Source organism: Biostraticola tofi (genome assembly GCF_004343195.1).
Classification (GTDB): domain Bacteria; phylum Pseudomonadota; class Gammaproteobacteria; order Enterobacterales; family Enterobacteriaceae; genus Biostraticola; species Biostraticola tofi.
Genome location: NZ_SMCR01000017.1, coordinates 1 through 20,635, shown reverse-complemented (window position 1 = coordinate 20,635; position 20,635 = coordinate 1). Strand labels below are relative to the sequence as shown.

The 20,635-nt window shown below is 52.8% G+C and carries 18 protein-coding genes and 1 riboswitch; of the genes, 7 read left to right on the top strand and 11 right to left on the bottom strand.

The features are described 5' to 3' along the window. Nucleotides 1-65: 65 nt before the first annotated feature. Nucleotides 66-4,283, top strand: a complete 4,218-nt coding sequence (gene rpoC / locus EDC52_RS19090; RefSeq protein WP_131867848.1) for a DNA-directed RNA polymerase subunit beta' — start codon at nt 66-68, stop codon at nt 4,281-4,283. A gap of 287 nt (nt 4,284-4,570) precedes the next feature. Here the strand turns inward: rpoC and EDC52_RS19085 are convergent, their stop codons facing one another. From EDC52_RS19085 to rsd, 9 genes are all read right to left on the bottom strand, one after another. Further along, entirely contained in the window at nt 4,571-5,395 is an 825-nt protein-coding gene (locus EDC52_RS19085) for a hypothetical protein (protein ID WP_131867846.1), read from the bottom strand. 205 nt (nt 5,396-5,600) lie between these two features. After that, nucleotides 5,601-6,254, bottom strand: coding sequence for a hypothetical protein (locus tag EDC52_RS19080; RefSeq protein WP_131867844.1), 654 nt, complete (start codon nt 6,252-6,254; stop codon nt 5,601-5,603). A 218-nt stretch (nt 6,255-6,472) separates the two neighbouring features. After that, nucleotides 6,473-7,603, bottom strand: coding sequence for a 2-iminoacetate synthase ThiH (gene thiH / locus EDC52_RS19075; RefSeq protein WP_131867842.1), 1,131 nt, complete (start codon nt 7,601-7,603; stop codon nt 6,473-6,475). Next, on the bottom strand, nt 7,600-8,382 hold the full coding sequence (locus EDC52_RS19070) for a thiazole synthase (RefSeq protein WP_131867840.1): 783 nt from the start codon (nt 8,380-8,382) through the stop codon (nt 7,600-7,602). The genes thiH and EDC52_RS19070 overlap by 4 nt, the downstream gene beginning before the upstream one ends. Before the next feature lies 1 nt (nt 8,383). After that, nucleotides 8,384-8,584 (bottom strand): sulfur carrier protein ThiS, encoded by a 201-nt coding sequence (thiS, locus tag EDC52_RS19065; RefSeq protein WP_131867838.1) that lies wholly within the window; start codon nt 8,582-8,584, stop codon nt 8,384-8,386. Further along, nucleotides 8,584-9,345, bottom strand: coding sequence for a HesA/MoeB/ThiF family protein (locus tag EDC52_RS19060; protein ID WP_131867836.1), 762 nt, complete (start codon nt 9,343-9,345; stop codon nt 8,584-8,586). The genes thiS and EDC52_RS19060 overlap by 1 nt, the downstream gene beginning before the upstream one ends. Further along, nucleotides 9,338-9,988 carry a thiamine phosphate synthase gene (gene thiE / locus EDC52_RS19055; protein ID WP_230468102.1) on the bottom strand — a complete coding sequence of 217 codons (651 nt, stop codon included), beginning with the start codon at nt 9,986-9,988 and terminating at the stop codon, nt 9,338-9,340. The genes EDC52_RS19060 and thiE overlap by 8 nt, the downstream gene beginning before the upstream one ends. Further along, nucleotides 9,975-11,909 (bottom strand): phosphomethylpyrimidine synthase ThiC, encoded by a 1,935-nt coding sequence (thiC, locus tag EDC52_RS19050; protein ID WP_131867832.1) that lies wholly within the window; start codon nt 11,907-11,909, stop codon nt 9,975-9,977. Before thiC ends, thiE begins: the two co-directional genes overlap by 14 nt. Before the next feature lie 110 nt (nt 11,910-12,019). Further along, a riboswitch (TPP riboswitch) is annotated at nt 12,020-12,132 on the bottom strand. Nucleotides 12,133-12,230: 98 nt separating this feature from the next. Further along, entirely contained in the window at nt 12,231-12,749 is a 519-nt protein-coding gene (gene rsd / locus EDC52_RS19045; RefSeq protein WP_131867830.1) for a sigma D regulator, read from the bottom strand. Nucleotides 12,750-12,845: 96 nt separating this feature from the next. Between rsd and nudC the strand changes: the two genes are divergently transcribed. The 6 genes from nudC (at nt 12,846) to EDC52_RS19015 (ending at nt 17,260) form a co-directional block, all read left to right on the top strand. After that, a complete protein-coding gene (gene nudC, locus EDC52_RS19040; RefSeq protein ID WP_131867828.1) occupies nt 12,846-13,667 on the top strand; it encodes an NAD(+) diphosphatase in 822 nt (273 codons plus the stop codon). Continuing rightward, a complete protein-coding gene (gene hemE, locus EDC52_RS19035) occupies nt 13,667-14,731 on the top strand; it encodes a uroporphyrinogen decarboxylase (RefSeq protein WP_131867826.1) in 1,065 nt (354 codons plus the stop codon). The genes nudC and hemE overlap by 1 nt, the downstream gene beginning before the upstream one ends. Before the next feature lie 11 nt (nt 14,732-14,742). Beyond that, the gene (nfi, locus tag EDC52_RS19030; protein ID WP_131867824.1) at nt 14,743-15,441 is read left to right on the top strand and encodes a deoxyribonuclease V; all 699 of its coding nucleotides are present in this window, start codon (nt 14,743-14,745) and stop codon (nt 15,439-15,441) included. A 57-nt stretch (nt 15,442-15,498) separates the two neighbouring features. Further along, the gene (locus tag EDC52_RS19025) at nt 15,499-16,089 is read left to right on the top strand and encodes a YjaG family protein (RefSeq protein ID WP_131867822.1); all 591 of its coding nucleotides are present in this window, start codon (nt 15,499-15,501) and stop codon (nt 16,087-16,089) included. Nucleotides 16,090-16,278: 189 nt separating this feature from the next. Beyond that, nucleotides 16,279-16,551: a nucleoid-associated protein HU-alpha gene (hupA, locus tag EDC52_RS19020; protein ID WP_131867820.1), complete on the top strand. Its 273-nt coding sequence runs from the start codon at nt 16,279-16,281 to the stop codon at nt 16,549-16,551. Between the two features lie 37 nt (nt 16,552-16,588). Continuing rightward, nucleotides 16,589-17,260, top strand: coding sequence for a DUF1481 domain-containing protein (locus EDC52_RS19015; RefSeq protein WP_131867818.1), 672 nt, complete (start codon nt 16,589-16,591; stop codon nt 17,258-17,260). On the opposite strand, the gene purD is transcribed toward EDC52_RS19015, so the two are convergent. Next, nucleotides 17,257-18,546 (bottom strand): phosphoribosylamine--glycine ligase, encoded by a 1,290-nt coding sequence (gene purD, locus EDC52_RS19010; protein ID WP_131867816.1) that lies wholly within the window; start codon nt 18,544-18,546, stop codon nt 17,257-17,259. The two genes, EDC52_RS19015 and purD, sit on opposite strands and share 4 nt — an antisense overlap. A gap of 16 nt (nt 18,547-18,562) precedes the next feature. Further along, the gene (purH, locus tag EDC52_RS19005; protein ID WP_131867814.1) at nt 18,563-20,152 is read right to left on the bottom strand and encodes a bifunctional phosphoribosylaminoimidazolecarboxamide formyltransferase/IMP cyclohydrolase; all 1,590 of its coding nucleotides are present in this window, start codon (nt 20,150-20,152) and stop codon (nt 18,563-18,565) included. Nucleotides 20,153-20,635: the final 483 nt, after the last annotated feature.

Below are 20,635 nucleotides of genomic sequence, written 5' to 3'. Positions count from 1 at the left end.
CTGGTAATAAGGGCGCCTGAGTGTTTCAGGCGCCTAACAGGTCTAACTCCGACAGGAGCCAATCCGTGAAAGATTTGCTTAAGTTTCTGAAAGCGCAAACTAAGACTGAAGAGTTTGACGCGATCAAAATTGCGCTGGCCTCGCCAGACATGATCCGTTCCTGGTCGTTCGGCGAAGTTAAAAAGCCGGAAACCATCAACTACCGTACGTTCAAACCTGAACGTGACGGGCTTTTCTGTGCGCGTATTTTCGGGCCGGTAAAAGATTACGAATGCTTGTGCGGTAAGTACAAGCGTCTTAAACACCGCGGCGTGATTTGCGAAAAATGCGGTGTTGAGGTGACTCAGACCAAAGTGCGTCGTGAACGCATGGGCCACATTGAGCTTGCCTCCCCGACTGCGCACATCTGGTTTTTGAAATCACTGCCTTCCCGTATCGGCCTGCTGCTGGATATGCCGCTGCGTGATATCGAACGCGTGCTGTACTTCGAATCCTATGTGGTGGTCGAAGGCGGTATGACCAATCTCGAGCGTCGACAGATCCTGACTGAAGAGCAGTATCTGGATGCCTTGGAAGAGTTTGGTGATGAATTCGATGCCAAAATGGGCGCCGAAGCTATTCAGGCCCTGCTGAAAAGCATGGATCTGGAAGCTGAATGCGAGCAACTGCGCGAAGAGCTGGACGAAACCAACTCTGAAACCAAGCGTAAGAAGCTGACCAAGCGTATCAAGCTGCTGGAAGCCTTCGTTCAGTCCGGCAACAAGCCTGAGTGGATGATCCTGACCGTGCTGCCGGTATTGCCGCCGGACCTGCGTCCGCTGGTGCCGCTGGACGGCGGCCGCTTTGCGACCTCCGATCTGAACGATTTGTACCGTCGCGTCATCAACCGTAACAACCGGTTGAAACGTCTGCTGGATCTGGCTGCGCCGGATATCATCGTACGTAACGAAAAGCGTATGCTGCAGGAAGCGGTAGATGCCTTGCTGGATAACGGCCGTCGTGGTCGCGCGATCACTGGTTCCAACAAGCGTCCGCTAAAATCGCTGGCTGACATGATCAAAGGTAAGCAAGGTCGTTTCCGTCAGAATCTGCTCGGTAAGCGCGTCGATTATTCCGGTCGTTCGGTTATCACCGTCGGTCCATACCTGCGTCTGCATCAGTGTGGCCTGCCGAAGAAAATGGCGCTCGAACTGTTCAAACCTTTCATCTATGGCAAGCTGGAGCTGCGCGGTCTTGCGACCACCATCAAAGCCGCCAAGAAGATGGTAGAACGCGAAGAAGCCGTGGTGTGGGATATCCTGGATGAAGTCATCCGTGAACACCCGGTAATGCTCAACCGTGCGCCTACGCTTCACCGTCTGGGTATCCAGGCATTCGAACCGGTACTGATCGAAGGTAAAGCCATCCAGCTTCACCCGCTGGTGTGTGCGGCCTATAACGCCGACTTCGATGGTGACCAGATGGCGGTACACGTACCGCTGACGCTGGAAGCTCAGCTTGAAGCCCGTGCCCTGATGATGTCGACCAACAACATCCTGTCGCCGGCGAATGGCGAGCCTATCATCGTTCCGTCCCAGGACGTGGTGCTGGGTCTTTACTACATGACTCGCGACCGTGTGAACGGCAAAGGCGAAGGCATGGTACTGACCGGCCCGAAAGAAGCTGAGCGCATCTATCGTGGCGGTATTGCCGAGCTGCATGCGCGTGTTAAAGTGCGTATTACCGAGCATGAAAAAAATGAAAGCGGTGAATGGGTAGAAAACACGCACATTGTCGATACGACTGTGGGCCGTGCCATACTCTGGATGATCGTGCCCAAAGGCCTGCCGTTTGCTCTGGTTAACCAGGCTCTGGGCAAGAAAGCCATCTCCAAGATGCTGAATACCTGTTACCGCGTGTTGGGCCTTAAGCCTACCGTTATCTTTGCTGACCAGATCATGTACACCGGTTTTGCCTACGCTGCGCGTTCAGGTTCTTCCGTCGGTATCGATGATATGGTTATCCCGGCCAAGAAAGCGGAAATCATTGAAGAAGCCGAAGCTGAAGTGGCTGAGATCCAGCAGCAGTTCCAGTCTGGTCTGGTGACGGTTGGCGAGCGTTATAACAAGGTTATCGATATCTGGGCCGCAGCGAACGAACGTGTCGCCAAGGCAATGATGGAAAACCTGTCTACCGAAGCAGTCATCAACCGTGATGGCGTGGAAGAACGTCAGGTTTCCTTCAACAGTATCTTTATGATGGCCGACTCCGGGGCGCGTGGTTCTGCCGCACAGATCCGTCAGTTGGCGGGTATGCGTGGCCTGATGGCGAAGCCGGATGGTTCCATCATCGAAACACCGATCACCGCGAACTTCCGTGAAGGTCTGAACGTACTTCAGTACTTCATCTCTACTCACGGTGCTCGTAAAGGTTTGGCGGATACCGCACTGAAAACAGCTAACTCCGGTTACCTGACGCGTCGTCTGGTCGACGTAGCGCAGGATCTGGTGGTGACTGAAGATGACTGCGGCACCCATGCCGGCGTCACCATGACCCCGGTTATCGAGGGTGGCGACGTCAAAGAGCCATTGCGTGAACGTGTTCTGGGTCGTGTGACCGCTGAAGACGTATTGAAACCAGGTACTGCTGATATCCTGGTTGAGCGCAACACGCTGCTTAATGAACAATGGTGTGACGTCCTGGAAGAAAACTCCGTGGATATCATCAAGGTTCGCTCGGTGGTTACCTGCGAAACCGACTTTGGCGTTTGCGCCAACTGTTACGGTCGTGATCTGGCCCGTGGCCATCTGGTGAACAAAGGCGAAGCCATCGGCGTTATCGCTGCGCAGTCCATCGGTGAGCCGGGTACCCAGCTGACGATGCGTACCTTCCATATCGGCGGGGCTGCATCCCGTAACGCTGCGGAATCCAGCATCCAGGTGAAAAACAAAGGTACCGTCCGTCTGAGCAACGCCAAGTTCGTTATCAACGGCACCGGCAAGCTGGTTATCACCTCGCGTAATACCGAGTTGAAACTGATTGACGAATTCGGTCGTACCAAAGAAAGCTATAAAGTGCCTTACGGTGCGGTAATGGCGAAAGGTGACGGTTCTGAAGTGGTTGGCGGCGAAACCGTGGCCAACTGGGACCCGCATACCATGCCGGTTATCACTGAAGTGGACGGTTACATCCGTTTCACCGACATGATCGATGGCCAGACCATTACTCGTCAGACCGACGAATTGACCGGTCTGTCGTCAATCGTGGTACTGGATACGGCTGAACGTACCGGTGGCGGTAAAGACTTGCGTCCGGCGCTGAAAATCGTCAATGACAAAGGTGATGATGTACTGATCCCCGGCACCGATATGCCTGCCCAGTACTTCCTGCCGGGTAAAACCATTGTGCAGCTGGAAGACGGTGTGAAAATCACCGGCGGTGACACCCTGGCGCGTCTGCCGCAGGAATCCAGTGGTACCAAGGATATTACCGGTGGTCTGCCGCGCGTTGCTGACCTGTTCGAAGCCCGTCGCCCGAAAGAGCCTGCTATCCTGGCTGAAATCAGCGGCATAGTTTCGTTCGGTAAAGAAACCAAAGGTAAACGCCGTCTGGTTATCTCGCCGATCGACGGCAGCGATGCCTACGAAGAGATGATTCCGAAATGGCGTCAGCTTAACGTATTTGAAGGTGAACGCGTTGAACGCGGTGATGTTATCTCCGACGGTCCGGAATCGCCGCATGACATTCTGCGTCTGCGTGGCGTCCATGCCGTAACGCGCTATATCGTCAACGAAGTGCAGGAAGTTTATCGTCTGCAAGGCGTGAAGATTAACGATAAGCATATTGAAGTTATCGTTCGTCAGATGCTGCGTAAAGCCACCATCGAAAGCTCGGCGGGTACTGACTTCCTGGAAGGCGAACAGGCTGAATACTCGCGGGTCAAAATTGCCAACCGCCAGCTCGATGCGGATGGCAAGGTTGAGATGACCTACAGCCGTGATCTGCTGGGTATCACCAAAGCGTCGTTGGCGACAGAGTCGTTTATCTCTGCAGCCTCGTTCCAAGAAACCACGCGGGTGCTTACCGAAGCCGCAGTTGCCGGGAAACGTGATGAACTGCGTGGCCTGAAAGAGAACGTGATAGTAGGCCGACTGATACCAGCCGGTACCGGTTACGCCTACCATCAGGACCGTGCACGTCGTCGCCAGTTGGGTGATGCGCCGGCCGCTCCACAGGTTACCGCCGATGAAGCTTCAGCCAATCTGGCTGAACTGCTGAATGCGGGCCTGGGTGGCAACAAGTAACGTGTTTTCCCTGCGTTTCGCAGAGTAGCAACGGCTCCTTGGGGAGTTAAACCAGCCGGTGAAAACGGGCTGGCCGTTCAAGAAAGGCCCTGGAGTTATCCAGGGCCTTTTTTTATGTTCACATGATTGCATTTTGAAGTAGATAAAGCTCATGCCTATTGCGCCCGTAGGCACCTGGTACAATACCGACACCTGATAAGGTCAGGACATCTCTGAACGCCCGATTAGGCAGGAAATTCGAACCAGCGTTGATTACCCTGAGGAACTGAGCGCGCTTGTTTCAACGGCTAACCTTCATTCCTATGCCTTAACTCGTTAAGCATTTTTTGGGATTCGGCATATGGGCTCGGTGCACTTTCTAAAATTGAAGAACTCTTCATAGTTGTTTGATCCTTTCTAATGGCGGCGATCGATTCTACACATTTATTATATTTTTCAGTTAATTTGGTGATGTTATTTTCATTACTTTTTTTTATTTTTTTATTGTTTTCATCTACTTTAGAGCCTGTTTTATCATTACAACATAATTCCTCCCCTAAAGTATTCATGAAACGCTCACCTGCTGTCCAATCAGAAAGATAATTTGTTTCGTTGAATAAGGATAACTTTGATTCAACTGCCTGTATCTGGTATTGAATGTTGTTACTCGCCCTGGTAATTATTCCTATATCATCTTGAATGAATTTGATTGTTTCTTGAGCAGCTCTCTCTTTAAATGATAATGCCAGATTTTGTTTTTCCTGCTCCATTTTCTTGATGATTTCCTTGATGCTTGAGCCGATTGTAAAGTTTGAAGTCCCTTTTTTATCCACTGTATTGCAATAATTTTTTTTTGAATCTACTGGCCTTCTGATATGCGAATTTGAGTAACCAATACATAATGCACTGTCTGATTCTTTCTTTGATAAAGCATCAACCTGTTCAAGTGTCTGTGTCATGCATTTAAGCTTATGCTGTAATTTATGACCCACGTTAGACAATAAAATTTGCTCTGCGTGTAATTTTTTTTGCACCTGATTGAGGTTTTTCTCAATCAATGTATTGTATTTCAACGCCAAGTCAGCTTGCTTAGCTGAGAGTAAATAAATGCCCGTTTTTAAGGCGATTGTCATTTATGCACATCATTTTTATTTTCTGAGTACTATTGCAGGTCATTGCTTTGGCGATAAATGGCAGCATAATGAATTCCTTTTCACTAATAATTGATTTTATATGTAATAATTATAAAATTATTTCCGACCGGGGATGCAAATAACTACCCTATATTCACTACTGGAATAATGTATAAATAGCTTAATCATGAAGTGCTTAATTTTTTCATTTATGCAGTAAAGAGAACCTCAAGATACAGCCATAAGCTTTATCGAATAATGATTGTCGCATCGTCAACGTACATTTTTGAGTGGAAATGTTTTCCCTATATTGCAATAATTTAGATAAAGAATCCTTCAATGTAACGATCATATTCTCAGCGTAGCTTTTTTTAGTCCTGATGAAGTTCTTCACAATATCATTTTTGTGCTCCAGATCTAGAATGCTGATATTGTGAATCGTATCGTCAACGAGCGAAGGGGGTCGGATAGTAGAGAATGGCTTTTTCGGCGCTAGCCGATCTGAGGTCTTAAAATCAGACAGCATCTCCGAAATCGTTTCGAACTGGGGATGAGCAATTCTTTCCTTAGGATCGATGAAAAATTCTTTATCCAAAGCTGCATCCAATGAATTTAGCTGATTGAGTGCCGTCTTTAATGAAACTGCTAAGGTGTTAACGCGCTTTTCTTCCGACCTCAATTCATTTATTTGTTTATAAAGAGCAGGCTTGGGCTGATTATATGAACTCAATTTTATATCAGTTTCTTTTACTGATATTAATTCATCAGAAAGAGGGTTGCCTGGTTTTTCTCTGAATTGCCATTCGGAAATGGTTGATTTGAAACAGTCATACGGTGTTTTTATAGATTTTGGAATCATGCGCAATATTCCTAGCCTTTATCTGCATTCATTTATTTTTCCAGACATAGAGTTATGTCAAGGCTGAGAGCTGAGGATAACATTGAGTGGCCGGTGATTTCGCAATAAAGGATAAATACACGCGCATAGCCTTTATTTTTACAAAGCCTGTTTCCCGATCGATAGTCTGTTTAATAGCAAATCATGTGCAATGACCGGCTTTGCGCCGGTCTTTTTACCTACTGTGCGGCAGGGCGCCCCAGATAACCGTCCCAGTCTTTCCATACCGGCTGGATGCCAGCCCGCACCAACATATCCGCCACTTCGCTCGGCTGACGGTTATCATGAGGCAAAAACTGCTCCAGCTCAGGTTTCTCGTTGGCATAACCGCCAGGCTGGGTTTTGGATCCGGCGCTGATGCTGTTGACCATAATCGGCACCGCATTATCCCTGAACCACGGTGATTCGCGGGTGGAAAGGGAAAGCTCAACGTCCGGTGCCAGCAGCCTGAAAGCGCACATCACCTGGATGAGCTGGGCTTCACTCATCTGGGTGGCCGGGGTGATTCCGCCGGCGCAGGGTCGCAGGCGGGGAAATGAGAGTGAATAGCGGCTCTGCCAGTATTGTTTTTGCAGATAAAGCAAATGTTCGGCGACCATATAACAGTCGGTACGCCAGTTGTCAGACAAACCGATCAATGCACCCAGACCGATCTTATCGATCCCGGCGCGGGCCAGACGATCGGGCGTTTCCAGACGCCAGGCAAAATCCTGCTTCTTGCCGCGCAGATGATGCTGGTGGTAGGTTGCCTGGTGATAGGTCTCCTGATACACCAGCACGCCATCCAAGCCCAATATTTTGAGTTCAGCATACTCTTGCTGGGACAACGGCTGGACTTCCATCATTAACGAACTGAAAAATTCACGGATAAGTGGAATATAGCGGCGAAAATAGTCCATACCTACCTTGGTCTGATGCTCACCGGTCACCAGCAGCACATGCTCAACTCCTTTATTTTTTATTGCCCGGCATTCATTAATAATCTCCTGCTCGCCCAGGGTTTTGCGTTTAATCGGGTTGCTCATGGAGAAGCCGCAATAGGTGCAGTCATTGGCGCACAGATTAGACAGATAGAGCGGAAGATAGAATCCAACGATATTGCCAAAGCGCTGGCGAGTCAGTTTCTGGGCTTGTTGTGCCATAGGTTCAAGATAAGGCAGCGCGGCAGGCGACAGCAGTGCCATAAAATCATCAATGGCTAACGCATCGGCGCTGAGTGCCTGCGCCACATCGCGCGATGTCTTGCTGTGGATGCGTAAACCAACATCATCCCAATCCAGCGCCTGCCAGTGGGCGGTAAATGTGTTCATCTGGCGGCTCCTTCCGGTGCATGCAGAAAGCCCGTCAGTGGGCTGGTGGCACAGGCATGCCGATGGCTTGGCGCGAGCCCGCCTTGACGGGCCGACTCGCCGGCTTCCAGCGCCAATCGGAATGCCTTGGCCATGGCAACCGGGTCGGCAGCGACTGCGATAGCCGTATTGACCAATACCGCATCGGCCCCCATCTCCAGCGCCTCCAATGCCTGGCTGGGAGCGCCGATGCCGGCATCCACTACTACCGGCACGCTAGCCTGCTCAATGATGATCTGTAGAAAATCACGGGTTCTCAGCCCTTGATTACTGCCGATTGGCGAACCTAGCGGCATCACCGCTGCACAGCCAACGTCTTCCAGACGGCGACAAAGCACCGGATCCGCGCTGCAGTAAGGCAGTACAACAAAGCCTTCACGAACCAGTTCGGTGGCGGCAGCCAAGGTTTCTATCGGGTCAGGTAGCAGGTACTTTGCGTCGGGGTGGATTTCCAGTTTGATCCAGTGGGTACCCAGTGCTTCCCTTGCCAGGCGGGCGGCAAATATCGCCTCGGCCGCAGTCTTGGCGCCTGATGTGTTGGGCAATAATTTTATTCCGCTGTCTCTCAGCGCCGGCAATATAGCGTCATTGCCGTGGCGCAGGTCAACCCGCTTCATGGCTATGGTGACCAACTGACTGCCTGAGGCCTCAATCGCGGCGAGCATAAGTTGGGTACTGGCGAATTTACCGGTGCCGGTAAACAGGCGTGAGGTAAAAGTTGTATCGGCAATAGTGAGCATATCAGCCTCCGGCAATAGCCTGAAACAGCAAAATATCGTCCCCTTCATTGAGCTGATACTTTGCCCAGTGACTACGGGGAATAATGACCTGATTGACCGCCAGCGCCGTTCCGTCAGGTGAATGATTTAAATGAGCCAGCAATGTGGCAAGGTGAGCCGGTGGGCTCAATGTGACCGGCAGGTTGTTGACCAGGACCTTCATCAATGCGACTCCTCATGGATGCCGGCGCAGACTGGGCAACTGGCCGATCGGCTAAGCATAAGCGTGCGCCACTGCAGTGATTTACCATCAAATAGGGCCAGTTGGCCGTTAAGGGTTGAGCCTATGCCGCAGAGAATTTTTACTGCTTCCAGCGCTTGCAAGGTTCCCATCATGCCCACTACCGGTCCTGCAACCCCTGCGGTACGGCAGTTGCGGCGCGGTTCGACCGCATCGGGAAACAGGCAGGCGTAGCAGCCTCGGGCATAAGGGGGCTGCAGCACCATCATCTGCCCACTGAACCCGACTGCGCTGGCGCTTATCAACGTTTTACCCTGCGCAATACAGGCGGCATTGACAGCTTGGCGGGTCAGCATGTTGTCGCTGCAGTCCAGCACCAGATCGACCCGGGCCACGCTTTGGTATAAGTGATCGCCTGCCAGACGCTGGTTCAGAGCGATATAATTAACTTCGGGGTTCAGTTGCTGCAGATGCCGCTCAGCCAGTAGCGCCTTGGACTGGGGAATATCCGCTGAGCGATAGAGGATCTGGCGCTGAAGGTTGGTCAGGTGCAGGCAATCATCATCGGCCAGCAACAGTGTCCCTACGCCGGCGGCGGCGAGATACAGAGCCGCAGGACAGCCCAGTCCTCCCAGGCCCGCGATAAGTACCGTGGCGGCGGCTAATCTCTGCTGGCCATCAGGGCCAATTTCTTCCAGCAGCAACTGACGGCTGTAGCGAAGGAACGCGTCGTCATTAAGCATCGTTACTCCTCCTGCCTTCGATTGTCTCAAGCAAAGCGGCCGTCGCCCGGCGCCAGTCCTGCGCCTGGGTGATGGCGCTAACGACCGCCACGCTGCCGACGCCAGTAGCCAGCACTGCTCCTACCCGATCTTGACTTATGCCGCCGATGGCAACTGTTGGAATACCTTCAAGGCCAGCGACCTGACGGCGCAGTTCCTCCAGCCCTTGTGGGGTGGATGGCATTTTTTTGGTGTGGGTTGGGAAGATGTGCCCCAGCGCGATATAGGAAGGTTTATACGCCAGCGCCCGGTTCAATTCTGCTTCGTCATGGGTAGACAACCCCAGCCTGAGGCCTGCCTGGCGGATGGCGGTTAAATCGGCGGTCTCCAGATCCTCCTGCCCGAGATGGACGCCATAAGCGCCTAACTTGATGGCTAATTGCCAATAATCATTAATAAACAGTCGGGCCTGGTATGTTCTACCCAGTAGAATTGCCGCTTCGATATCGGCCGCCACAACCGCCTCCGGCCGGTCTTTGATACGCAACTGCAGGGTGGTGACGCCGGCATCCAGCATCCGGACTACCCAAGCCAGGGAGTCCACCACCGGATAGAGTCCCAGCCGGGCAGCGGTAGGGGCGAATGAGAGGTCAGGCGCGTTCATCATGGCCCTCGTTTTCATCCGCTGGCAGGTAAAGTTCACCGCCAGCGGCCCGAAAATTCGAGGACATAGCCGTCAGGCCTTGCTGGCGAACCTCGATTGCCTGGGCGGCGGCATAGTCCCGCACCTCCTGGGATATCTTCATTGAGCAGAATTTAGGACCGCACATGGAACAGAAATGGGCAACCTTGCCGGACTCCTGCGGCAACGTTTCATCGTGATAGGCCAGCGCCGTTTCAGGGTCGAGCGCCAGGTTGAATTGATCCTCCCAACGGAATTCGAAACGCGCTTTGGACATGGCATTATCACGGATTTGCGCACCGGGATGGCCCTTGGCCAGATCTGCGGCATGAGCAGCAATTTTATAGGTAATAAGGCCCTGCTTGACGTCTTGCTTATTGGGCAGACCCAGATGCTCTTTTGGCGTGACGTAACAGAGCATGGCACAGCCATACCAGCCGATAAGCGCCGCCCCGATACCGGAAGTAATATGATCATAGCCAGGCGCGATATCGGTGGTCAGTGGGCCAAGGGTGTAAAACGGCGCTTCATGACAGTGCTCAAGCTGCTCGGTCATATTGCGGCGGATCATATGCATCGGTACGTGCCCCGGGCCTTCGATCATCACCTGCACATCGTACTCCCAGGCTATCCTGGTCAATTCTCCCAGCGTATATAGCTCAGCAAACTGGGCTTCATCATTGGCATCCTGAATCGAACCGGGACGCAGTCCATCGCCCAACGACAATGCCACATCGTAGGCAGCGCAGATTTCACAGATTTCGCGAAAATGCTGATAGAGGAAATTTTCTTTATGGTGTGACAGGCACCATTTGGCCATGATCGACCCGCCCCGTGAAACGATGCCGGTCAGGCGCTTGGCGGTCATCGGCACGTACCGGAGCAGTACTCCGGCGTGGAGGGTGAAATAATCCACGCCTTGTTCAGCCTGTTCCAGCAACGTATCGCGAAAGCACTCCCAGTTCAGGTTTTCCGCCACACCATTGACCTTTTCCAAAGCTTGGTAAATCGGCACGGTGCCGATAGGCACCGGGCTGTTGCGTAGGATCCATTCGCGGGTCTCATGAATATACCGGCCGGTGGACAGATCCATGACCGAGTCGGCGCCCCAACGCGTAGCCCAGACCAGCTTCTCGACTTCTTCTTCGATGGAAGAGGTTACGGCCGAATTACCGATGTTGGCGTTAACTTTCACCAGAAAATTACGGCCGATAATCATCGGCTCTGATTCGGGATGATTGATGTTAGCGGGGATAATCGCCCGGCCGGCAGCGACTTCCTGGCGGACAAATTCAGCGGTGATATCGGCGGGCAGCGAGGCGCCAAAGTGCTGTCCCGGATGCTGCTGCAGCAGGACCTCGCCCTGAATACGTTCGCGTCCCATGTTTTCACGCAGGGCGATAAATTCCATTTCTGGAGTGATGACACCGGCGCGCGCATAGTGCAATTGGGTGACCCGACGACCGGGCAAGGCACGTCGAGGCGTATGATTAGCAGCGAAGCGCAAGTGTTCAAGGCCTTCATCAGATTGCCGTTCACTGCTGTAGCGAGAGCTCAGGGTGGTAAGGGGTTCACTATCCTGCCGCTTAGCGATCCAGGACGATCGCATGCGGGAAAGACCGGCACGCACATCGATCTTTATCTCAGGATCGCCGTAGGATCCGGCGGTGTCGTAAACCGGCACCGGTTCGTTGGGTTCATAGTGGGGATTAAGTCGGTCTTTACCGGACTGGGTTGGACTGAGCAGGATTTCACGCATCGGCACGCGGATCTCCGGATGAAGAATGCCTTCAAGATAAATTCGGCGCGAACTGGGGAAAGATACGCCTTCCAGAGAATTGATAAATTCCTGGGCTTGAGCACGTTGCTGCCGGCGGGTTGGTTGGGGACGGGATGACGACATAGCAAATTCCTTCAATAAATAACAGGGAAAATTGCTTGTCAGGAGCGCTATGGGAGTAATGAAACAAAGCGGGCGTATGAATATGCCGGGCAGGCAGACCTTACGCACAACGGTGAATTACTCTTGTTCCCTTCGCAGGTATTAACCCGATCAGGTTCCGCGGATCCCGAATTAACGGTCTCAGCCTGGCGTAAATACGCGCTAGGCACTCCGACAAGATAGTTGCCCGCTGAGTACGGGCTGTCTACTTTACTATTACCGCCGCAGATGCACACGACGACGGCAGACTACAATTTATTAACAGGACATAGCATCCACCAATCAGGCCGGACGCGCAAGATCTGTTTGGTTAGCGGCTGGCTGAGCCTGCAGGGCAATGATCTGGTAGTTGAACGCTTGTTGAATCAACTGATCCTCCAATGCGAAACGGGTCGCCAGGGCTTCGCCGACGCCGGATAGCGCCTGCTGGAATTCCAGGTAATTATCATGATCGATGGCGGCTTCCAGATGACTGTCGTAGAACGCCATTATGGACTGGGTATTGGCCTGCAGCGCGGCGTAGAGCTGAGCGTGCGACTGCGTTTCCGCAGGCTTGGAACCGGCATCGGCGACGATGCGATCATAAACATGAAAATGACCGGCTGATAGATAGTCCACCAAGTTGTGACAGAAGTCATCCAGCGCTTTTTCATCAAGCGGGGTATGTTGCTCTTTATTGGGTTTAAGACCAATCAAGTGGTAATAAGTGACAAGAAGAACTTTGCGGGCCTGAAGCCATTGGTCAATAAGTTCATTACTGCCGCCAACGCTTTTCGCCAGATTTTCCAACTGGTTTAGCATGTGTGACTCCGGAAGTCATAAAAAAGTAACGCTGCGTTACTTATAAATAAAAGCTAACTTGTAGATTGCCAGTGAATAAGAGGTAGCGCAACTAAAATGGGACATGAACTCAGCGGTAATGAGCAGGGCTGGTGGATAGTCAGTCACAACGGAAAACTATGGTTACCCGACGGTGCGCTGCCCCGCGGTACGGCGGCCCAATACTCCCTGCAGGGGGCGAATGGCGTACAGATCGGCGAATGGGAACAGTCAGCAGTCTGGCTGGTCCGGCAGGCGAGGCCACGGGATATGGGCTCGGTCAGGCAGCTAATCGACGAGGATGCCGGCCTGTTTCAACTGGCCGGAAAAGGGGTGCAATTGGCAGAGTTCTATCGATCCCACCGTTTTTGCGGCTACTGTGGTCACCCCATGCGGATAAGCCGCAAAGAGTGGGCCTGCTTATGCGATCATTGCCATGAACGTTACTATCCACAAATTGCTCCCTGCATTATCGTCGCTATCAGGCGTGGCGATGAAATCCTGCTGGCCCGTCATCAGCGCCATCGTGGAGAAATCTACACGGTTCTGGCCGGGTTTGCTGAAGTCGGCGAGACAATCGAGCAAACCGTTGTCCGGGAAGTTATGGAAGAAACCCAAATACAAGTTACCAACGTTCGTTATGTCACCTCCCAGCCCTGGCCGTTTCCCCATTCACTGATGATGGCATTTACCGCCGATTACGCTGCCGGCGATATCAAAATCCAGCTGAGCGAACTGGCCGATGCCGGCTGGTTTCGCTATGACGCGTTACCCTTGCTGCCGCCGCCAGGCACCGTAGCCCGCCGGCTGATTGAGGATACGGTAGCTGTTTGCCGGGCGCTGAATGAAACCGCTGATGCCCATGCTACAATCCCTTCAGACCAGCAAGGAATCGACTGATGAATGAACTGAAGAATGACCGTTATCTGCGCGCTCTGATGCGCCAGCCGGTAGACGTTACCCCGGTATGGATGATGCGCCAGGCCGGGCGTTATTTGCCTGAGTACAAAGCGACCCGCGCACAGGCCGGCGATTTTATGTCTCTCTGCCGCAATGCCGAGCTTGCCTGTGAAGTAACCCTCCAGCCTTTGCGGCGTTTTCCGCTGGATGCGGCGATTTTATTTTCGGACATTCTGACGGTGCCAGACGCCATGGGGCTGGGCCTTTATTTTGAACAGGGAGAGGGGCCGCGTTTTGAACGGCCGGTCACCTCGGCTGAGGATGTGCGCAAGCTTCCCATCCCCGATCCTGAGCAGGAACTGGGCTATGTGATGAATGCCGTACGCACCATCCGACGGGAGCTGAAGGGTGAAGTGCCGCTTATCGGTTTTTCGGGCAGCCCCTGGACGCTGGCAACCTATATGGTTGAAGGCGGCAGCAGCAAGGTCTTTACCCGTATCAAAAAAATGATGTATGCCGAACCGCAGACGCTGCATCTTTTACTGGAAAAATTGGCTGCAAGCGTGGTGCTCTACCTGAATGCCCAGATTCGCGCAGGCGCCCAGGCGGTGATGATTTTTGATACCTGGGGCGGCGTGCTGACCGGTAACGATTATCGTGAGTTTTCCCTTCATTATATGCATAGTATCGTCGATGGGCTGCAGCGTGAACATCAGGGACGACGTGTGCCGGTCACGTTGTTCACCAAAGGCGGAGGCCAATGGCTTGAGGCGATGGCGGCAACCGGCTGTGATGCCCTCGGTATAGACTGGAGTACAGATATCGGTGAAGCCCGACGCCGGGTAGGCGATAAAGTAGCGCTGCAGGGGAATATGGATCCGTCGGTGCTCTATGCCGCCCCTGGCCGGATTGAACAGGAAGTTGCTGCTATTCTTGAAAGATATGGTCAGGGAGAGGGGCATGTGCTTAACCTGGGTCACGGCATTCATCAGGACGTCCCACCTGAACACGCCGGCGCATTTGTGGAAGCTGCGCATCGGCTGTCGCGGTCCTATCATCTTTAGGATAGAGATAATTGGATATCAATGCGTTAAGAGAAAAGCAGATACTTACTGCGGCTGAAGTGATACGCCATGATGACGTCGACTTCACCCAGCCTGAAATCATCGCCGGCGCTGACGTCGGATTTGAGCAGGGCGGGGAGATAACCCGCGCTGCGATTGCGCTATTGAGTTACCCGTCTCTGGAACTCATTGAATACCAGGTGGCTCGTATCAATACTACCATGCCGTATATCCCCGGTTTTTTATCCTTCAGGGAATATCCGGCGCTGCTGGCGGCGTGGGAAAAATTGACTCGTCTGCCTGACTTATTGTTTGTCGATGGCCACGGCATTTCGCACCCCCGTAGGCTGGGGGTAGCCAGTCATTTTGGCCTGTTGGTCGATCGGCCGACTATCGGCGTCGCCAAGCGCCGCCTTTGCGGACGTTTTGAACCGCTCCCCCCGGATCCGGGAGCAAAAGCGCCATTAATGGACAAAGGTGAGAACATAGGCTGGGTATGGCGCAGCAAATTGCGCTGTAACCCGCTGTTTATCTCGACCGGGCATCGGGTGAGCATGGATTCCGCCCTGTATTGGGTACAACAGTGTATGCGCGGCTACCGTCTACCCGAACCCACCCGCTGGGCTGATGCAGTAGCGTCAAACCGCACCATTTTCCAACGCTGGCAGCAGGGCAGGGACAGCGAGCCGGACTTTTTTGTCCTCCGGTAGGGTTAGCGGATAAATTCAGGTACACTTCCGCTCATATGAGTGTAATGAGACCGCGCAATGTTACGTAACCCTATCCATTTACGGCTTGAAAAACTGGAAAGCTGGCAGCATGTGACCTTCATGGCGTCACTTTGCGAACGCATGTATCCCAATTATCATGAGTTCTGTCGGCAGAGCGGTTATGGCGACGGGGCTAATTTTCGGCGTATTCTGGATCTTGTCTGGGAGACGTTGGTTGTCAAAGATGCTAAGGTCAACTTTGACTTGCAGCTTGAAAAGCTGGAAGAATATATACCTGCTGCCGATGATTACGATTTGTACGGCGTTTACCCGGCAATTGATGCTTGTGTGGCCCTGAGTGAATTATTACATTCCCGCCTCAGTGGCGAGACATTGGAACATGCCATCACGGTAAGCGAAACGTCGATTCGTGGCGTGGCAATGCTTGAGATGACTGAAGCCGGCCGAGAAATGACCGAGGAGGAACTCAATGCGTTGCCCGCAGTCGAGCAGGAATGGGACATCCAGTGGGAGATTTTTCGCCTGTTGGCTGCTTGTGAGAACCGCGACATAGATTTGATCAAAGGCCTGCGTGCAGACCTGCGTGAAGCGGGGATCAGTAATATTGGGGTAATTTTACAGCAATAAGGCAACAAAACGTGATTTAAGACTTGTTTTGCCCTGCCTTAAGGCTTCACATCCGTACCCTGTCTGGTCTACATTTGGGGTGCGAAAAAAAAGTGGCTATCGGTGCGTGTATGCAGGAGAGTGCTGTCATTCGGCATATCCGTCGCACTCGATGCTTAGCAAGCGATAAACACACTGTAAGGATAACATATGAACAAGACTCAACTGATTGATGTAATTGCTGATAAGGCTGATCTGTCCAAGGCGCAGGCAAAGTCAGCTCTGGAATCCACTTTGGCGGCAATTACCGAGTCTCTTAAAGAGGGTGATGCAGTACAATTAGTGGGTTTCGGGACTTTCAAAATCAATCATCGTAGCGAACGCACTGGCCGCAATCCACAGACTGGCACCGAAATAAAAATCCCGGCAGCTAACGTGCCCGCATTTGTTTCTGGCAAAGCTCTGAAAGACGCTGTTAAGTAATTGCAGTGTGATAAATAGTTTAAGCAGAGGGGCTAACATGCCCCTTTTGTCACTGCGCCGCTTTGGCGCGGCCGGCATACTGATATGCATTCTGGCTTCCTGCAGCAGTACGGTTCCTGAAACTCCTTCCTTTTCCGCCAGTGGATATATTGCTGAAGGCGGGGCGGTGCGGATTTGGCGGAAAGATGATACCAACAGGCACAGCGTCAATCTTTTCAGCGTATACAGCCCGTTCAAAGGCGATGATACCCAGGTAACCCGTTACCGCTTTGTGAATGGCGAGATTCGCCAAATTACTCGCAGCCAAACGGGCAGCAACAGTCAGAACGTCGAAATCCGTTTTGATGCCGAGGGTAATCCCAGTTTTATGCAGCGTCAGCGTCAGCAGCGTCGTGAAAAACTCGATAACGACCAGCTGGCTCTCTATCAATTTGAGGCGCGCAGGCTGCTGGATATCAGTAATTCCCTCAGGGTCGGTCAGGTGCGGCTGGCTCAGGGACAGTGGCGGGATGGCGTTATGACCTTATGCGATGGCACTATAAGCAATGTCGGTTTCGATCGCCGGGCGACATCACGTATTGTTTCCCGAGCTGGCCATTCCAGCGCTGCACTGGGCGTAGCCTGGCTGGAAGCGCCTGAGGGCACACAATTGTTATTGGTTGCCAATGATAATTTCTGTCACTGGCAACCCAGGGAAGATGATTTTTAAGCGCTCTTTTCCCGTTCGATAGCCCGATAGCCTATATCACTGCGACTAAAGCAACCCTGCCATTGTATAGGCTCAGCCGCCCGATAAGCTCTGGCCTGAGCGTCGGCCACGGTATCACCCAGTGCGGTGACACACAGCACTCTTCCCCCTTGCGTCACTACATCACCGTTTTCAAGGCAGGTTCCAGCATGAAACACCTTCTCTCCCGCTGTTTCGGTTTCGGGTAATCCATTGATTTTATCGCCGGTCCGATAATCTCCCGGGTACCCCCCCGCCGCAATCACTACGCCCAGTGCCGGGCGTTCATCCCAGTCCGAGGTCTCAGTGTCCAGTCGTCCTTCAGTCGCTGCCAGGCACAGCGCAACCAGGTCTGATCGCAGGCGCAGCATAATGGGCTGCGTTTCGGGATCGCCAAACCGGCAGTTGAATTCGATCACTTTCGGCTGGCCGTGCGGGTTAATCATCAGGCCAGCATAAAGGAAACCGGTGTACACATTGCCTTCCGCTGCCATACCGCGCACCGTTGGCCAGATAACCTCTGCCATAATTCGCTGGTGTATCTCATCAGTGACCACTGGCGCCGGTGAATATGCGCCCATTCCGCCGGTATTCGGTCCAGTGTCCCCATTGCCTACTCTTTTGTGATCCTGGCTGGTGGCCATGGGTACCACATGTTCTCCGTCGACCATAACAATAAAACTGGCCTCTTCGCCTTCAAGAAACTCTTCAATTACGATGCGGTGGCCAGCATCGCCAAAGGCATTACCCGCCAGCATGTCCTGAACGGCATTTTCAGCCTCAGGAAGCGTCATTGCCACTATTACGCCTTTGCCTGCAGCCAGCCCATCAGCCTTAATGACAATAGGCGCCCCTTTGGCGCGTACGTATGACAAGGCTTCGGCAACATCGGTAAAATTACCGTAGTCTGCCGTCGGGATATGATGACGTTCGAGGAAATCTTTGGTAAAGGCTTTGGAGCCTTCCAGTTGAGCGGCGGCCTTTGTCGGCCCAAACACCCGCAGGCCGGCATCCCTGAAGGCATCAACCACGCCGATGACCAGCGGGGCTTCAGGACCGACGATGGTCAGGCCGATATCTTTTTGCTTGGCGAAATCAACCAGCGCCGGAATATCCGTCGCTGAAATATCAACGTTGACCAGGCGTGGCTCCAGGGCTGTGCCTGCATTACCCGGCGCGATGTAGACTTTATCCGCCAGAGGAGACTGGGCTGCCTTCCAGCCTAGAGCGTGTTCACGACCGCCGTTACCGATAATTAAAATGTTCATACAGAGTCTCTTTCGATCAATGGCGGAAATGGCGCATGCCGGTGAAGATCATGGCGATGCCATGCTCGTTGGCAGCAGCAATAACTTCATCATCACGGATGGAGCCGCCTGGCTGGATTACGCAGCGAATGCCGACAGCCGCCGCGGCGTCAATACCGTCACGGAAGGGGAAAAATGCATCCGATGCCATGACAGAACCTTGCACCTCAAGGCCCTCATCAGCCGCTTTGATGCCGGCAATCTTGGCGGAATAGACGCGGCTCATCTGGCCGGCCCCGATACCGATGGTCATATTATCGCGGGCATAGACGATGGCGTTGGATTTAACGAACTTGGCCACTTTCCAGCAGAACAGCGCGTCTTGCAGTTCGGACTCGGTGGGCTGGCGCTTCGTAACGATTTTGAGGGCAGCCTCGTCGACCATGCCTAAATCTCGATCTTGTACCAGCAGACCGCCATTAACGCGTTTGAAATCCAGTGCTGCCTTTCGGTCACCCCATACACCGCAGGCTAATACCCGCACATTTTGCTTGGCGGCAACCACCCGCATGGCCTCATCGGTGACGGATGGCGCAATGATCACCTCTACAAACTGGCGGCTGACTATCGCTTTGGCCGTTTCGGCGTCCAGCGGACGGTTAAACGCAATAATACCGCCAAATGCCGATGTCGGGTCGGTCTGATAGGCACGCTCATAGGCATTGAGGATGTCGCCGCCGATGGCGACGCCGCAAGGGTTAGCGTGTTTGACGATGACGCAGGCCGGCTCGGCAAACTCCTTGACGCACTCCAGCGCGGCATCGGTATCGGCAATGTTGTTGTAGGACAGGGCTTTTCCCTGCAGCTGCTGCGCGGTGGCAACCGAGGCTTCCTTTACCTGCTCTTCTATATAGAAGGCGGCGAGCTGATGACTGTTTTCGCCGTAGCGCATATCCTGCTTTTTGATGTAGTTCAGGTTCAGGGTTCGAGGGAAGCGGCCGGCGGGTGCCGAGTCCTCACCATAGTAGGGCGGAACCTGGGTGCCGAAGTAATTGGCTATCATGCTGTCATAGGCAGCCGTATGCTCAAAGGCTTTAATGGCCAGGTCAAATCTGGTGTTATAGGTCAGCGAACCTTGGTTGCGGTCCATCTCATCAATAATGGCCGCATAATCGCTGCTCTTTACCACGATAGCGACATCCTTGTGATTCTTTGCCGCTGAGCGGACCATCGTCGGGCCGCCGATATCAATATTTTCTACCGCTTCTTCGCGGCTGCAGTCTTCGCGTGCAACGGTTTGGGCAAAGGGGTAAAGGTTTACCACCACCATATCGATAGGCTCAATAGCATGTTGATGCATGATGGCGTCATCCTGTCCGCGCCGTCCCAAAATGCCGCCATGCACTTTGGGATGCAGCGTTTTCACCCGACCATCCATCATTTCAGGGAAGCCGGTGTAATCGGAAACCTCGGTAACCGGCAGACCAGCCTCGGCCAGCAGGCGCGCCGTACCGCCGGTGGACAGCAGATCAACCCCGCGTTGCGACAGGGACTGAGCGAATTCAAGAATACCGGCTTTGTCTGAGACGCTCAGCAGCGCTCGGCGAACGGGACGTGGTTGTTGCATGGCAAATTTACCCTTGATGTGGATAGCAATAGTAAGGTCTGGCATTAATCAGTAAATTTTTAGCCAAAATTTACCCATTAATGGGATCTCGGCACTGTAGAATTCAGGCGTGAATTGTAGCGAAATCGTTTGCGTGATGCTCGCCAAATTTTGGTATTTGGGCAGGGTTGTGGATAAGTTTGTGTGTAAACCGGTATAAACCCGGCTTTTGCTGTGTAATACAGCAAACAGTCATATTTATGTAAAATACCTATTGCGACCTCTTAGGAAATCCCTATAATGCGCCTCCATCGACCGGTACTGATGACAACATCACAGAGTATCGTAAACGATAAAGAAGAGAGCCTTGAAGGGCTTGACTCTGAAAGAGGAAGGCGTAACATACGCTACCTCGCGCAAGACTGAATGCAGTCGCGCAATGCTCTTTAACAATTTATCAGACAATCTGTGTGGGCACTCACAAGACGATATCAGATGTAAAAA